10 protein-coding genes and 3 pseudogenes are annotated in these 15610 nt (G+C 59.7%); 7 read left to right on the top strand and 6 right to left on the bottom strand.

Annotated elements, in window-relative coordinates:
• From QTI51_RS38000 to QTI51_RS37990, 3 genes and pseudogenes are all read left to right on the top strand, one after another.
• Positions 1–238 (top strand): annotated as a pseudogene (locus tag QTI51_RS38000) (hypothetical protein); the annotation flags it as partial.
• Positions 239–2025: 1787 nt separating this feature from the next.
• The gene (locus QTI51_RS37995; protein WP_286518225.1) at positions 2026–2307 is read left to right on the top strand and encodes a site-specific integrase; all 282 of its coding nucleotides are present in this window, start codon (positions 2026–2028) and stop codon (positions 2305–2307) included.
• A 588-nt stretch (positions 2308–2895) separates the two neighbouring features.
• Positions 2896–4062, top strand: coding sequence for a PI-PLC domain-containing protein (locus QTI51_RS37990; protein ID WP_286518226.1), 1167 nt, complete (start codon positions 2896–2898; stop codon positions 4060–4062).
• 545 nt (positions 4063–4607) lie between these two features.
• On the opposite strand, the pseudogene QTI51_RS37985 reads toward QTI51_RS37990, so the two are convergent.
• The 3 genes and pseudogenes from QTI51_RS37985 to QTI51_RS37975 all read right to left on the bottom strand — a co-directional run bounded on the left by QTI51_RS37985 (position 4608) and on the right by QTI51_RS37975 (position 8519).
• Positions 4608–5893 (bottom strand): annotated as a pseudogene (locus QTI51_RS37985) (aminotransferase-like domain-containing protein).
• A gap of 1100 nt (positions 5894–6993) precedes the next feature.
• On the bottom strand, positions 6994–7158 hold the full coding sequence (locus QTI51_RS37980; RefSeq protein WP_286518227.1) for a hypothetical protein: 165 nt from the start codon (positions 7156–7158) through the stop codon (positions 6994–6996).
• Positions 7159–7376: 218 nt separating this feature from the next.
• Positions 7377–8519, bottom strand: a complete 1143-nt coding sequence (locus QTI51_RS37975; RefSeq protein ID WP_286518228.1) for a DNA-binding protein — start codon at positions 8517–8519, stop codon at positions 7377–7379.
• Between the two features lie 861 nt (positions 8520–9380).
• Between QTI51_RS37975 and QTI51_RS37970 the strand changes: the two genes are divergently transcribed.
• Positions 9381–10516, top strand: a protein-coding gene (locus QTI51_RS37970) for an IS3 family transposase (protein ID WP_503011589.1) whose coding sequence is annotated in 2 segments (ribosomal slippage) — positions 9381–9636 and positions 9636–10516 — 1137 coding nt in all. Because the reading frame shifts where the segments join, the coding sequence is not laid out codon by codon here.
• A 144-nt stretch (positions 10517–10660) separates the two neighbouring features.
• Positions 10661–10984: an H-NS histone family protein gene (locus QTI51_RS37965; RefSeq protein WP_286518231.1), complete on the top strand. Its 324-nt coding sequence runs from the start codon at positions 10661–10663 to the stop codon at positions 10982–10984.
• 20 nt (positions 10985–11004) lie between these two features.
• Here QTI51_RS37965 and QTI51_RS37960 read toward each other — a convergent pair whose 3' ends face one another.
• Together QTI51_RS37960 and QTI51_RS37955 are read right to left on the bottom strand one after the other, a co-directional pair.
• Positions 11005–11205 carry a hypothetical protein gene (locus tag QTI51_RS37960; RefSeq protein WP_286518232.1) on the bottom strand — a complete coding sequence of 67 codons (201 nt, stop codon included), beginning with the start codon at positions 11203–11205 and terminating at the stop codon, positions 11005–11007.
• Positions 11206–11386: 181 nt separating this feature from the next.
• Positions 11387–11593, bottom strand: coding sequence for a hypothetical protein (locus tag QTI51_RS37955; protein WP_286518234.1), 207 nt, complete (start codon positions 11591–11593; stop codon positions 11387–11389).
• A gap of 170 nt (positions 11594–11763) precedes the next feature.
• On the opposite strand from QTI51_RS37955, the pseudogene QTI51_RS37950 reads away from it, so the two are divergent.
• Together QTI51_RS37950 and QTI51_RS39060 are read left to right on the top strand one after the other, a co-directional pair.
• Positions 11764–13332, top strand: a pseudogene (locus tag QTI51_RS37950) (PHP domain-containing protein); the annotation flags it as partial.
• A gap of 17 nt (positions 13333–13349) precedes the next feature.
• The gene (locus QTI51_RS39060) at positions 13350–13625 is read left to right on the top strand and encodes an OB-fold nucleic acid binding domain-containing protein (RefSeq protein WP_353506579.1); all 276 of its coding nucleotides are present in this window, start codon (positions 13350–13352) and stop codon (positions 13623–13625) included.
• Positions 13626–13857: 232 nt separating this feature from the next.
• On the opposite strand, the gene QTI51_RS37945 is transcribed toward QTI51_RS39060, so the two are convergent.
• Positions 13858–15096: a DUF2252 family protein gene (locus tag QTI51_RS37945; RefSeq protein WP_286518239.1), complete on the bottom strand. Its 1239-nt coding sequence runs from the start codon at positions 15094–15096 to the stop codon at positions 13858–13860.
• Between the last annotated feature and the right edge of the window lie 514 nt (positions 15097–15610).

Below are 15610 nucleotides of genomic sequence, written 5' to 3'. Positions count from 1 at the left end.
CTCGAATCCGATCTTCGTAGGAATACACGAACTACCTCCTGGTAGTCCAAGTTTTCGTCCGCACCCCCTTACTGCGTTTAGAGGGTCAATTTTCGGTGGCAATCAACAGGCAGACACCATGGCGATGACGGGGCACACCGACGTTGCGACCGTTTTGGGCTACTACCACAGCCAGGCTGGCACCCAGTCACACGTTGCCAACCTTTTAGGCACCGACGCCGGCGATCGTATTCGTTGACTCGCAGCAAGCGTCTCCAGGTCAAGCGCGCAACGTGGCGCGTTTGACCATGCAAGACTTGGACGAAATCGAGGACGGGCATGCACTTTTTGTGCCGCTGTATATCGTCGTCTTGCGCGGGCAGCCAGTGACGGCAACGGCACTACCGTCCTGTCCCCGCAAGGCAGGACCAGCAGCCCCAGGTAATCGTATGGAGGAGTTGCAGGGAGGTGTGCCGTAAGGAACTGCTCGGCGCGTAGCCCATGGTCGTGCCTGGCAGGTGGCAGCCAAGGTTCGCGAATATCTCATCACCGCATGGCTTGAATCCCTGACGCCGGTGCGAGGCCAGTAGAGTGCGGCCAGCAGGCGTTGAAATCTCACTCAGTCGACCGAATGGATCAGCCACGCCGGCGGCGCTGAGCGGAGAGCAATTTCCAATCTCTCCGGTGCGTCTCATGTCCAAGCGGGGAACCAGGGTCGACGGCCGCCTCAAGCGCTGGCCCTTCACGAAGCGTGCCACAGGGGCGCAAACGCTGAATGACATGGTATGCCGCGCGCCACGAGTACCAAGCACGGCGATTCCGAATAGCACGCTCACTAGATGAGGAGCACGCTCGCGAATTATCGAAGCATTGAAGCCCAGCACAGCGGTTCGCTCACGGCAACGAATTGAGGAAACGGCTGCGCCGCTCGGCTTCGACGATGAGCAGGACGAAAAATTTGCCAGTCGACGCCCCCACGCTCAGTACACGCTGCCATGACTTCAGCCTGAGGCTGAGCTGTGGCGGCGCCCTTGCTCGGATCGAGGTGCATTCTGCTGCCCGCTTAACTTAGGCGGACAGCATTGTCCATGCCTGACGCAGCATTCTTGAGAGTGCTTCCACTGGCCGATTACCCACCGGTTTCATCTTCCACCTTGCCAAGGTGCTTTTGAGCCGGCACGAGAAAGCTCCAGTCAAAAAGGTTCACTGAACTTCCCGCTCATCACGCGGAAGCCTATTAATCGGGTGCACTAGCTTCAAGCCAAATCGGTTCATCGTCGCTCAGGCCACACTTTACTCGAATCGCCTTGTCGAGACTTGCTGGCTCCAGTCGTCGAAAGAGCATTTTGTGCGAGTGAATAGGCGAAAAATTTGTCACTCGCCCTTTCCAATAATCATCCTCACTCACCTCCTGACCATCTTCCAATACAAACACGCTCTTTATCAGATTAGGCTCCACTGGTATGGGTTCAGAGGGTTGGGCTATCGCTGTTGATTTCATGGTCTGATATTTGCAAATTCCCTCGTCAGCTTTTTTTCAAGTCGGCTGTGGCTTTTAGTGCTCTGCATTTATAGTCGCTGAAAAATGCGACCTCTATCGGCCGATCTGAGGCCACTTTATGCCTTTTCTTTTGGATTCGCATCTGGCAGAGTTAAGGTAAGGGCCGTACAGAGACGGGGGCGCTGCCGCATGTATTGACGACACTTCATCACGATGCGGCGGTGGTGAACAGGCTGGCACGACGGTTGGCAGTGCTGGCACGAAGTCAAGCGTGGTGCCCCCGAGGGGTGGCATCCTGTACAGCGAAGTTAAAGCGTGTGCAATAAGCCAGTTCGAAGAAATGAAGCGCCCCGGCTTTTCAGGAGGCTCTCAAGCGGCGGGCGACGGCAGTCTGAAATCGCCGGCGCGGTGATGGAGATCCTGCGCAAGGTCTCCAAGGGCTACACGTACAGCCTAGGTCGGTCCAAGATCAACCAGGACGGCACGTACGACGATGAGAAACCCATTAAGGGGTTGGCGGCGGCCGCACTCGACGCCTGGCTTTCGTGGCGAAGGTCACGGAGGGACCGATCTTCCGGCGCGTGCTGAAGGTTGGAAAAGTAACTGGCGACGCGCTGGATCCCAAGGCAATTCGGAAGATTGTGAAGGAGCGGTGCGCGCAGTCAGGGCTGCGGGGTCAGTTTTCTGCGCACTACCTGCCGTCAGGCTTCGTGACTGAGGTCGGACGCCAGAAGACGCTGATGGCCGATGCGATGAAGATGACTGGGCATCGGAGTGTGGGCAACATGATGGACAGTGAGGCTGGCAATCTAATGGGCAGTGAGTAGCGTCAAGCCTACAGGGAGCTGAGGCATCGCCCCCTGCAGCGGGTTCAGTCCACAACGCGCGTTGCTCTTCACTGTGGCCTTCTGGCGCGTGCCCGGCGTCAGCTACTTTGAGCGGCTGCTCAAGATAATTGTCGTGAGCCATGCGCGCCACCTTCGCGTCGCTCGGAATCTGTCTTTCGGTCTTTGAAAGTCTTTTCTTCTCCGCCTGATGCCGCAACACTGGTGCCAACGAAGTACGTTGGCCCAGTCTTGCTCAAAGTCGCGATCCTCAGGCGGCGCACTTCGTGTGCGCGCCAGTCCAATGTTCAGTTCGAAGCGCATCAAGCTGTTTGCCCAGATACATGCGAGCACAGCGAGATGCGGGTGGAGAGAGAGCAAGCCTCTATGTGCTGTCTCTCGGCTGGGTGCTAGCCGCAAGCATTCCGCCCACAGCGTATCGATCGTCGCGCCGGAGGACGACTACAGTGCTTTATGGAACAGGTATATAATTGGCAGATACCGACTATAATTCGAGTTTCACGCCTATAGTCCACCGTAATCGACCGGTTTCGCCCTGGGGTCCGGGCAATGCGTACGTGGAGACATTCAATGGCCGACATCGTTTTTCACCGCACCGAGCTCGCTGAGCAAATGGTCAAAGGCATCATGGCTTCGGCCGTAGGATCAGCATCCGCTTCCGGGCTATTCCTTGCCGCGCCAAGGCGCACCGGGAAGTCCACCTTCGTGCGCGAGGATCTACGCCCCGCGCTGCAGCGTTATGGCGCCACCGTCCTCTACGTCGACCTCTGGGCGAACAAGCAAGCAGATCCGGGCGCAGTGATCGTCGGCGCGGTGCGCGCCGAGCTGGCCAAGCACGAGGGCATCGTCGCCCGGCTGGCCAAAGCGGCCGGCATGGAGAAGGTCACTGTCGGGGGAGTAGCGTTCTCGCTTGACCGCGTCGGCCTGGGCAAGGAGATCTCACTGAGCGGCGCGCTGGCGGCGCTCTCCGACGAGACCAAGCAGCCGATCGTGCTCTTGATCGACGAGGCCCAGCACGCGATCACCACGGACGGCGGCTATGACGCCTTGTTCGCACTGAAAGCCGCGCGCGACGAGCTCAACAGCAGCGCGCATTTCGGTTTGCGCATCGTCGCTACGGGGTCCAACCGGGACAAGCTGGCGATGCTGCGCAACAGCAAGGACCAGGCATTCTTCGGCGCGCCCTTGGTCGCATTTCCGCCCCTCGACGCTGGCTACATCCAGTGGTTCTGCAAAGGTGTCGGCCTGGCCGGCCCGCTGGAGCCGGATGCGGTCACGAAGCTCTTCGAGCGCGCGGGATTCCGCCCGGAGATCTTGGGCGCGGCGGCGGACAGCCTCCGCTTTGACTTCAGCATCAAGCCGGCGGACGCCGGTGCCGCCTTCGCTAAGGCAGTGGATCAGCAGATCGAGGAAGCTGACCAGCAGACGCTGCGGGTGATCCACGCCCTCACGCCCCTGCAGTCGGCCGTGTTGCGTGTCCTGGCGAGTCAGGGCGACAAGTACGCGCCGTTCGAGACCGGGACCATGGAGAGCTACCGAACGATGCTTGCTGCACTCGCGCCGGACGAGAAAACCGTACCCGAGGTCTCCAACGTCCAGGCGGCGCTCGGAGCCCTTCAGGAGAAGTCGCTGGTTTGGAAAGAGAAGCGAGGCGTTTACTCCCTAGAAGAGACCACAACCGCGGAGTTGATGCGCGAGCACGGCCTGCTGGACGTACCAGCCCTGGGTTCACCGTGACGCCGCTGAAAGCTCGGTCCGCGTGAGGCGCCGAAGCACTGCAGTGTCTCCACGCCTCTGAACCTACTGCACGATCCCGCAGTAGCCGCAACGAATGGCTCCGCATCAGATGCAACTGCCAGCTTTGCAGCGTAGCCAGCACACTTCAAAGCAACCGATTTCAAGCACGTCTCCCATTTGTGCGGAGGAATGTAGCGGGTAGGCAGCGCCTCGCGTCGAAAGTAGGCCACGCACATCGGGGCAACGCTTGCTGCGCGTGCCCGGATCCGGCTGCGCGGCGTCGCCATTCCGTCAAATTTTCCGACACGGAGGCTGGCCGATACGATCACTGCATTGAGAGTTAAAGAAATTTTCAACCGGCCACTCGGCAGCGCGAAAAGCGCACTCGTCCACGACCCCCTCAACTTTGTTGCCGAAAAGTCGGGGCTACCGCTTGAGGCTTTCGTGCCATCTTTGCAGCGAGGCGTCGACGACTGGACAGAAGCGGCACGCATGCCGTTGAGAGTCAATCCAGGGCGGCGGACCTTGACCTGCGTTGACGCAGACTAGGGTCTCGACGAATGTCCGTCGAAGATTGGCTCCGATTTTTCAGTTGCAGATTTAAGCTGCGCGTTGGCGAGATCTCCAAGACTTCTGATGGCCCCTTCCAACCGCGGGTCGGCAAGATGCCCGTAGTTGATGCGTAGGTGCCGGGTGTATCGACGGTCGGCTGAAAACAAATGGCCCGGTGCTACGCCTATGCCGAGCCGAAGGGCGTCCTGCTGCAGTGTGAGCGAGTCGACACCTTCTGGCAGCGCGAGCCACAGAAAATAGCCACCCTCAGGGCACGTGACTTGCGTTCCAGTCGGAAAGTATCGCTCGATAAGTCGCAAGCATGCAGCCTGCTGGCGGCTGAGCGAATGCCGCAAGGCTCGCAGGTGACGATCGAAACTCTTGTGTTGCAGGTACTCCTGCAACGCTAGTTGCGAAGGGAGTGCCGTCGCCAGCGAACTCATCAACTTGTTCCGACCCAAAGTGGCTGCAAAGCGACCGCCTGCTACCCAACCGATGCGATAGCCGGGTGCCAGCGATTTCGAGAAAGAACTGCAGTGCAGCACCCAGCCAGTCCGGTCCCAGGCCTTGGCTGGTGGCGGTCTCCGAGCCCCATGCGCGAGCTCGCCGTACACGTCGTCTTCGATCAGCGGTATGGCGCGGGTGGCGAGCATGCCGACCAGTTGCTCTTTGGCTGCGTCGCTCATGGTGCTGCCCATTGGATTCTGGAAGGTCGGCATGAACCAGCAGGCCTTCACCGGATGCTCGTCGATCACTCGAGCAAGAGAGTCGAGATCTACGCCGGTTCGCGGATGGGTCTCAACCTCGACCGCGCGAAGACCGCGCCGCTCTAATGCCTGCAACGCACCATAAAAGGTTGGCGTTTCGATCGCTACGACGTCGCCTGGCTGCGTGACCGATTCGAGCGCAAGATTGAGTGCTTCCATCGCTCCGCTGGTGATGACCAGTTCTGACGCAGGAACATCCATCCCGACGCTGCCATAGCGGAGGGAGATCTGATGGCGTAATAGGGCGTTTCCTGGTGACAGATCCTCGACGGTCTGCCAAGGATCCATCCGCTTGAGCGCTCGCGTCATGCCGGCGGCAAGTTGCTCGACCGCTGCCGCGCTTCGACAAGCCCTTGCGCCTCCAGCAGGTAGTAAGCAGAGAACACGGTAGACGCACTGATACCCAGCTGCGACTTCAGTTCGCGCACGGAGGGAAGGCGATCGTTCTCCTTCAGGCTACCCGTGCGAATGCGCTGAGCGATGTCGTCGGCAAGCTTCTCGTAGCGGTTAATGGGCATCTCCTTCTGATACGGTCGTTGTGGACCATTTTCCAGATTTTCGTATCAGAACGTCGGCGTGGCCGGAGCGACTTCCCGTCTCCTTCCTTCTGATACGGAAATTTTCCGTTGATCTGATTCTGTACGTATCAGGCTGGAAGACGAACACTCAGCAACGCGAAGAGAGTGCTTCTGTAGTACCGGCAGATTGCTCCGCCTTTCGACCATGTCTTGCGTGCCTCGCGACGCGCCTTGCGGACGCTCATTTAGCTCACCGCAACCGTTTCGTTAGATTGATTTTCTTGTTTCTCCATCGGTCTATTGGGCTAATCGCCGCACTCGGGCATTTCGCCGTATTTCACCATTCATATCCTTCAATCATGAATTCAATACCTATCTCTTTTGTTATTTTTAAGGTTCTCGTGCTTAGCATAGGCATGTTTTTAGCCGTCAAGTGGCATTACGATCGGGGACAAAAGGACAGAAATCAAAAGACAGCTGCAGTAGTACTCACTTCCATCAAGGTGGGCGGGGCGTTCGTCGCTTCTGCGTTCCTCATGCTTTTCCTCACCTTTGAGTTTTGCAATAGGATGGGTCTGGATCTCTCCATGCATTAATTGAAAGTTTTTGGTCAAGAGAGCAACTCGAAGCGTTTCATGTTTTGACGATGACTCAGCATCGCGGTCAACTCGTTCAGTCCAGGCACAGATCCGCGTCGTTTTGCGGATTCATTCGTATTCCTCAACAGCTTTTTTGACGGCTATCAAGCGATTTCGGGAGGGATCCTGGATAGCAGCTCCTGGCCACTCGCCGGCCTCCTCAGACGACCGCTGCTTCAGGACGATTTGTTCAACAGGACGACCTCAACAAAGTTGGACAAGGCAATGGTCTGCGGAACGTTCGAGGTCAACGGCGGTCTTTGAACGTCTGCCCTGGATCCAGTTTTGTCTGGGACCGCGGACGCCCGGGTGTCACAGCGCATTCTGCTGTGCGTGCAGCCTTGCCAAGACGCACGCAGCGCGACTGGTAAGCCATGTTCTGCGGCTCAGAGCAGAGTCCTGCCATCGGCCGGAGGGTCGTGTCGGGTCTCGTTTGGCGCAGAGAGGCTGGCAGGGCTAGCGCTGCGGATTTGCCGGGAAGCGCAACGCGAAGGTCATTCCCTGCGTCGTGTCGGGCGAGGCCGTCGATTCGCTACTGTGGGCCTTTGCGATCTCCTTGATGACGAACAGCCCCAGTCTGACGCTGCGCGGCACCGGCTCGAAGTCGATGGCGAGGATCACTGCTGGAATGGGCTTGCCCTCGTTGCGGACCTAGGCGCAATGAAAGCGACCAGCGTTGGCGCCTATGAAGCGCATCTTGAAGAGCGTGCGCTGCATAGGCGGTAGCAATGACTGGCTCCGCGCGTCGCTGTGAACGCAAGCATTTCGCGGGTGGCGCCGCGCAGAGGGGGGGCAGTGGTGCTGCGGGAGGTCCATGAACCAGGGCAGGACGTGCCCATTCAGTTGTCGGTCCGCTTACGCGGAGCGCGGCCCAACAGCGCAGGGTTCGAATCCTTGCTGTTCGCGCTTGCGGCCGCAGGCGCACCTATTGCGCGTTGGAGTAGTTGTCGTGTAGCTTCATGGGCGGTCATTTCTCGCTCATGGAGCGTTCGTGTCTCGTGCAGCCGAGTTCGGACATGTTCCAGTTCGGCGCGTGCCTGATTGAGCTCATTGGCCTGCTTTGCCAAACTGCTGTCCGCCAGCACCTGTGCGTCTCGTGCGGTGGCGCGCGCAGCAGATGTCTCAGCCTGGGCCGCGACGGTGTCTGCGCGTGCTTTGTGCACAGCAGTGTTCAGCTGTTCGCGTGTGGTGGCCAACTGCTCAGCCGCCTTGGTCAGCGCAGCTTGGTCGCGGGCGGCTGCTTGCGCAGCTGCCAGGTTGGCCCGCTCGGCTTCCTCGCGGGCGCGGTCGACCTCGGCCAATAAACGACGCTCCTGGCCGATGTGGCGCTCTTCCGCATCCTGCGCCCCGCGCTTGGCGCTCGTCACGTCGGCTGCGGCAGTCTCGCGCACGGCCGTGTTGGTCGCTTCAGCCGCTGCGAGCGATTTCTTCAGGGCCCGGACTTCCGCTTTCGCGTCGGCGAGCGAGCGGGCGGCGTCCTGCAACTGGGCTTCGTGTCGCACTTCCATCGCGGTGAGCGCGCGTTGGGAGGAGGCGAGGGCATTGTCCAGGTCTGCCTTCTTGTCCTCAAAGGCTGCCTCGCGGCGCTGCTGGTCAGCTTCGCGCACAGCCATTGCTTCGCGCTCGAGCACCAGTGCGCGATGGTCAGATTGGATCTGCGCGTTGTGAACCTGCGCGGAGTGTGTGAGTGCCGCGCGCCACAAATTTCGAGCTGCTTCGGTCACGCCCAGAGGCACGTCATCAGCCGGGTCCACCGGACGGGCGGGGCGCGCAGCGCCGGGGGCCGCGGCTTGTGCGGCGGCGCTTTCCGCCGGCGCGGCCAGGCGGACGGCCAGCCGCGCGAACCACTCGTCAAGCATCGGGCTGATCGTGTTGGGCGAGCCGCCATGCAAGTGCTGGCGCACACGCTCGATCGTGGGTTTCAGGCCACGTGCCACAAGGTCGTCGGCGGCTTGCAGCACCTCATGCAACTGCACGCCCACGCGCCCGGGTTTGCGTGCCTTTTCGGGGGGCGGCTCGGGCGCCGGCACGTAGCTGCTAACCCTGCGGCGACAAGATGCTCCTGACAGTCCTCAGTTTGTAACTTGTTGATTTATATGGGATTTCTGAAGGTGTCTTGATCTTTATGTCACGTGAACTAGAGACAACAAGTTCATGACTACCGCAGGTTTAGACAGAATGTTCAACAAAGCCGCAGAAACACGACAACATGTTCCAGACGGCCGCAGTCTTATCGGGCTAGCTACGCGGCGCGATCGGCGCATAAGCGATCATGTAGGCTCTAAGCCGCTTAGTAGTCGTTTGGCGAATGCTCTCATCGAGGGTTATCGTTGGCGCTCGCGCAATCGCGCTAGCAGCATTAAGTAAAGGGTGGCAGTGGCGCGCACGCGGCCGAACCTTGAAATTTACGATGTGTGCCCCAATAGGCTGCTTTTCCGAAACGGGCTATCCGATTCACTTGTGTTCTAGTTTTGGCGATGTGGCAGTGACGGGACCAGTAGTCCAGCAGCGGGGCGCCCCTCGTGGCAATGGCTCAACACACTGGCCTTGTAAAAGATGTCAGGTTGGGTCGGAGTCAACCGGAGATCACGTGACGACCTTGTGGCACGTCGTATCACTATGTATTCATATGCTGTAGCCAACACGTGGTTCTAGGACTCTCGTCGTGAGTTGGCGATCGCAGGGCGTGACCGTTGCATCATTTTCCCTTAGCGCTGGAAGATCTCAACGCTTGGCTGAGCCCTGAGGAGCGCACGCTTGACGAGCTGGAAGCGATGACCTGCCCCCTTCCAGCCGTACCAGCGTAATGGCAGCGAAGTCCGTCAACTTGGAGAATGACGGACATGAGAAAGAGCAGATATACCGAGGAGCAGATCATCGGTTTCATCAAGCAGGCCGAGTCCGGCTTGCCGATCAAGGATCTGTGCCGCAAAGGCGGCTTCAGCGACGCGACCTTCTACAAATGGCGCGCCAAATACGGCGGAATGGATGTGCCTGACGCCAGGCGACTGCGTGAACTCGAGGCGGAGAACAACAAGCTCAAGAAGCTGTTGGCAGAGGCCCATCTGGACATCCACGCACTGAACACCGCCTTCGGGGTAAAGCGTTAGCCCCACAGGCCAAGCGTGCCGCCGTCGCCACCATGATCGAGCAATGTGATCTGAGCGAACGACGCGCGTGCAGGCTTGTGGAGCTCTCGCGCGACAGCTACCGCAATCCACCCGAGGTCGACGCCATGAACCAGGAACTCAGCAGCAAGATCGTCGAGGTCGCACATGCGCGGCGGCGCTTCGGCTATCGGCGTATCCACGACATGCTGCGCCCGCACTTCCCAGGCGTGAACCACAAGCGTGTCTACCGCCTGTACAGCGCCGCCAATCTGGCGGTGCGCAAGCGCAAGAAGGTCAAACGCCCCGCCAACGAACGCGTGCCGCTGCAACTTGCCAGCACGGCCAACCAGGTGTGGAGCATGGACTTCGTCAGCGACAGCCTGAGCACCGGACGGCGCATCAAGTGCCTAACGGTGGCCGACGACTTTAGCCACGAGTGCGTGAGCATCTCAGTGGACTGGGGCATCTCGGGTCAGTACGTCACGCGGCTGCTGGACCAGGCGGCTGTCTTCAGAGGCTACCCATTGGCCGTGCGCACCGACAACGGCCCGGAGTTCACCAGCCGTGCGTTCATGGGCTGGGCGCAGACCCACGGCATTCGCCACATCCTGATCGAGCCCGGAAGGCCCATGCAGAACGGCTACATCGAGAGCTTCAACGGCAAGTTCAGGGACGAGTGCCTGAACGAGCAATGGTTTGAGACGCTGCAGCAGGCCAGATCGGCCATCAAGGCATGGAGACAGGACTACAACGAGGTCAGGCCGCACAGCAGTTGCCAGCGAATGCCACCGGCGAAGTTCGCCCAGCTGCATCGCCAGCGCGCTGGCGATGCAGCTCGAACCAGCTCAACAACCACAGAGATCAATTAATCTTGCAACCCCGGACTTCCTCGTTATGAATGGCACGGCAGGAGGGGGCAGGTCAGCGATCCTGGGTGACAGATTCAGGCCTTACTACGAATATAAGTTGGCGGCCTGATGGCGTCTTGATCGGAAGGCAGGAAAGGAATCGCTATGGCAGAAACCTATGAGCAGCTTCAGCATCGCATTGCCGACCTGGAACAGGAGGTGCACCAATTACGCCAGCGCGCCGTCGACCAGGTGTTGCGTGAGATGAGGGAGAACATCGCCCGGTACGCCATCACGCCACAAATGTTGTTCGGCAGGGGCGCTTCGACATCGCGCAAAGGAAATCTGCGACCAAAGGGACCCTCGACAACGCGGACACCGATCTACAGAGACGGCAATGGCAACAAATGGACGGGCCGCGGCCGTCGCCCGCTGTGGTTGCGGGACGCAATGGCCTCCGGCAAAACGCTCGACGAATTTCGCGTCTGACGCAGATCCGGATGTGCCAACTATTTGGAGAGCTGAGGATAAAACTGCCGCAGCACGGTGCTCAAGCAGTCGCTTGCGCTCGTTAGATCTTGCAGGGCCGCCAACACCTCTTTCGGGAGGTACTCTGTCTGGCTCAGTGCCGAGATGGAAGTTTTCACCTTCGCCAGGTATTGGTCCGCGAGGTCAAGTTGCTCGCTCCGTGCCACTTCGTTTTCTGCCATTCAGTTCTCCGTACAAGGGGTTGACGACATGGCCAAGCGGCGGCCGGTAGACGGGGCGGCTCTGGCTCGGCGTTAGATCGCAGAGGTTCTTCAAGGCTCAGCCTCACGAGTCTGCGTAGTCAACCGCAAAGCCGACGGCGTGCAACGGAATCACACCATAGCTAGGTTGGAGTCCTGCAACCTAACAGGCCAGGTCGAATTTGGCTTGGAGTTCGCGGATGGCGCGAGCAATCTCAGGCCGATACTGGTCGATGTTTGTATCGCTGCGAACGGTCCAATTCGCACCTTCAAGGTGTTCGGCAGTCGGTCTCACGCTTGCTCTTCCCAGATCAGTCATTTGCGAGAAAAGGCCGGAGTCGTTCGCCACGAGGTCAAGCAGCGCATCCATCAGCTGTTCTGCAGTTTGCCGCATCTTTTTCACTATTGCGTCTCCCAAATCGTAGACGATAGTTGTGTTCTGGCGTGGCGGTATTTATCTCTTGGTGAGGAAGCGCGCAATGCGTTAATTAGTTCCTGTTTCCACGCTTTGCTCACGGATGTACTGTATAAAACAACAGTATGTTGCCTGATCCCTCGCCGTATGCGGAACTGCACTGCCGGTCCAATTTCACCTTCCTCCAGGGCGCGTCCTTGCCGGAAGAACTGGTCGCACGTGCTGCCGAGAAGCGCTACAGCAGCTTGGCACTCACCGACGAGGCAACGCTTTCCGGTGTGGTTCGTGCCCACATCGAGGCTCGTGAGCGGGGGATTCACTTCATCGTCGGCAGCGAACTGCAGCTGACCACCACAGGCGGCGCGCCCTTTGCACGGCTCGTCCTGCTCGCGCAGGACCGCCGCGGGTATGGCAACTTGAGCGAACTCATCACCTTGGCGCGCCGCAGGGCTGCAAAGGGGTCGTACGTCGCTCATGTAGCCGACGTCGAGGGGAAGACCGCTAAGGCGCCGCATCTCGCTGGCATGGCCGGTTGCCTGGCCTTGCTGTTGCCGGAAAAGGAAGCGACTGAGGAGCAGATTTTTTCGCAGTGCATGTGGCTCCAGACGTGGTTCGCCGATCGGGCCTGGGTTGCGGCTTCGCGCTGGCTGGAAATGGACGATGAACTCAGGCTCTACACCCTCGAGGTCGCCGCCCGGCGCGCCGGCGTGCCGATCGTGGCTACGGCCAGCCCGCTCATGCACTGTACGAGCAGAAAGCAGCTGCAGGACGTGCTCACCGGAGTGCGAGTCGGCCGGCCAGTGCAGGAGTGTGGCTACGATCTGCTTTCGAACGCGCAGCAGTACCTGCGCGGCCGCGCCGTGCTGGCGGAGGAATTCCCACACGAGTGGCTGAGTGAAACCGTCGAGGTCGCCCGGCGATGCACATTCAGCCTGGAAGAGCTGCGCTACGAATACCCGGACGAAATTGTGCCTGCCGGCGCCACCCCTGCTTCGCACTTGCGCGAGCTGACCTACCGCGGCGCCGCCGAGCGGTTTCCTGAAGGCATGCCGGACAAGGTCCGCGCGCAAATCGAACACGAGCTTGCGGTCATTGCGCGCCTTCAGTACGAGCCGTATTTCCTGACGGTCGAGGACATCGTTCGCTTCGCGCGGTCGCGCAACATCCTGTGCCAAGGGCGCGGCTCGGCCGCGAACTCGGCTGTCTGCTATTGCCTTGGGGTCACCGAGGTGGATCCAGCGCGAATGAACGTCTTGTTCGAGCGCTTCGTGAGCGAGGAAAGGAAGGAGCGACCCGACATCGACATCGACTTCGAGCATCAGAAGCGCGAGGAGGTCATGCAGTACATCTACCGAAAGTACGGACGCGATCGCGCCGCGCTCACGGCCGTGGTCACCGCGTACCGTTCCAAATCCGCGATCCGCGATGTCGGCATGGCCTTGGGGTTTCCCCTCGAGGTCGCCGAGCAGTTGGCCAAGACTGCGTTCGGCACTGACGAAGAGTGGATCAGCACCGCCTCTCTTGCAGAAAACGGACTGGACCGCGCGCAGCCGCTGGTGGCGAAGTGGATAGAACTGGCGGACGAGGTTCGCGGTTTTCCTCGGCACTTGAGCCAGCACACTGGCGGCTTCGTGATCGCGCGCGACAAGCTCAGCCGCTTGGTGCCAGTGGAAAACGCGGCCATTGGACGACGGCTGAGGATCGACAGAAGGTGCGTGCCAGCGGCATCGTCACGCACAGGCAGCAGCCAAGCACCGCGAGCGGAGTAATTTTCGCAACGCTGGAAGACGAGACGGGCACCACGAACATCATCGTTTGGCCGTCGATAGCCGAAGTGCAGCGCCTCGCGCTGCGTGGCTCCATGCTCCTTACAGTCGATGGGACCTGGCAATCGGAAAAGGGCGTTCAATCTCTCGTGGCTTCCCAGCTCACAGACCACACCCATCTCTTGCAGGGCCTGCGGGTAAGTAGCCGCGACTTCCGATGAATCGGAAAAAAAGGACTCAAGGGTTTAATCTGTTCTTTTTCCTTGTGCGTGCGATAGCGATGTTCCACCCATCTGCAAACTGACGTGTTCCAAGAGCGAAAAGTGCTGCGTCGAAAGACAATTTACGCCAGTGGCGTGGTCTTTTTGAGCATTGAACGCGCTGCTGCCCCTGCTCTTTCGCGGCAGACGGGAAGATGGCTGGTCGCCGAAAGGCGTTTTGTACCAGTGATTTTTACAATTTTTCCGCGTAGCGCCGGCAGTGCTGCAGATAACCTGCCTCGTGGCTTGCTACCAAATCAACGACGCTATTCCATAGCCACGAGGGAGCGTCGAGAGACTTCGACCTGTGTTTCCGTAACTCAGCCTGCCAGGACACAGCCGTCTGCGTGTTCATCTGCCGGGCGTGCGCCTGTCCGACCACCGACCCTAAATATTCTGCGACTTCGCAAGCATCGTGCGCTGACAGCTCCGAAAACTCGAGTTTTAAGTCCTGCGGCATTAACTCACGCAACACGATTGGTTGCCCAAGGAGTTGAGCACTGAGCATGCGGTCCCCGAGATGGGGCGAAAGGTTTCGCGCGCCTTCGACCACCCGGGCTGCATGGTCTCGTGGCATCCCCACTTTTGAATAGGACGGGGCAGCCGCTGCAACTGCCTCCTTTAGGTCCATAAGACAAAACTGATTCTGAGAGGCAGGGCCTCCCGCTGAAAGTACCACCGCATAACGTAAACGCCCCAACGAACTGCAGCCTTTCATCCAGTAAGCTGCATCCTTGACATGAATAGACGCGTCGTCCGCTCGCGAGGTGAGCAGTGATGCCAGCCTCGATACGGATCGCTTCTCAAAAAGCTGCGAGATTGCTTCTTCCTCTTCACCGCTAAGGCGCCAAAAGCGTCGTCCCATCGGAATACGAGGCGACGGATCTTCTAGACGTTCGCGGGCCAGGTGACGCCATGAACGTCGCCCGGCCATTGCGAGAACTGGCGCGATGGCAGCTGGCACTGTCCCGATCTTTCGCCGTGTAGCTCCATCGTGGTGTTTCGTCAGCGATGCGGCGTACCCTTCCACGAGGCGTTCCATCATCAGGGCCGTCGCCACGCCTGGTAGGTCCGAACTGCGAGCCGCCATGGCCAATGAGAGTGCGAGCCGAATAATGTCGTGAGCGGGATTTCCTATCACGGTCTGGTCAAGGTCACGGATTTGAATTTCGACATTTCCCTGCATGTTCGCAAGCGGGCCAAGGTTCCCCAAATGACAATCCCCGCATATCCAAACGGGCGGCCCTTCAGGTAATGTGCTCGGCTGACAAGCGTCGAGCCACTCGTAGAACTGTTTGGTGTTGCCGCGCACATAGGCGTGCGCGGAACGTGCCATCTTGCGATACCGTTCACGTTCGAGAGCTGCCGCGCGTCCCTGTGGAGACACGGTAAGGGGCGATGTTTTCATTGTTATGTTGATCTTGAAGACCACGCAGAATCGAGGAAATCGCCTCCGCGTTTCGACATGCTCCACGCCTCTCGGGTGTAATCTTTAGGCGCTACAGCCAATAACGTAGACCCAACATCCGCAAAAACCGCGGCGGGAGGGGCTGCTTCGATGGATCGCTTCGAATCCGCTTCAGTTTTGCTCGTCCCATGGGCGTGATCCCGAGCACCACGTATCCCAAGGGTGACCCAAGCCGCGGCGCATCGACGTCCAGTTGTCAAGCGTCCGTCGAGAGCGCGTGGGTGGCGCTCTAACTCAACCACGCCCGGCGCCCAGCACCACGGCGCAGGTCCTGCGTTCGTCCCTGTGGAGCTGCCGCGGCCTGCGGCCGTGATCGCTGCTCGGCATCTGGGCCCCGGCGTCGGCACGCCGCAACGCGGCAAGCTACACGCAAAGCTCCAATGTGCTGCAAGTGCCCGCGCGCAGCATGCCCCCTAATTACGCGCCGCGGCCGACGCGCTGTGCGTCGCCAGCGGAGAGTAGCCGTTTGCGCGTCATG

It is taken from the genome of Variovorax sp. J22G73 (genome assembly GCF_030317035.1).
Classification (GTDB): domain Bacteria; phylum Pseudomonadota; class Gammaproteobacteria; order Burkholderiales; family Burkholderiaceae_C; genus Variovorax.
The sequence above is the reverse complement of the archived record's forward strand: the minus strand, read 5'-3'. Positions and strand labels throughout refer to the sequence as shown.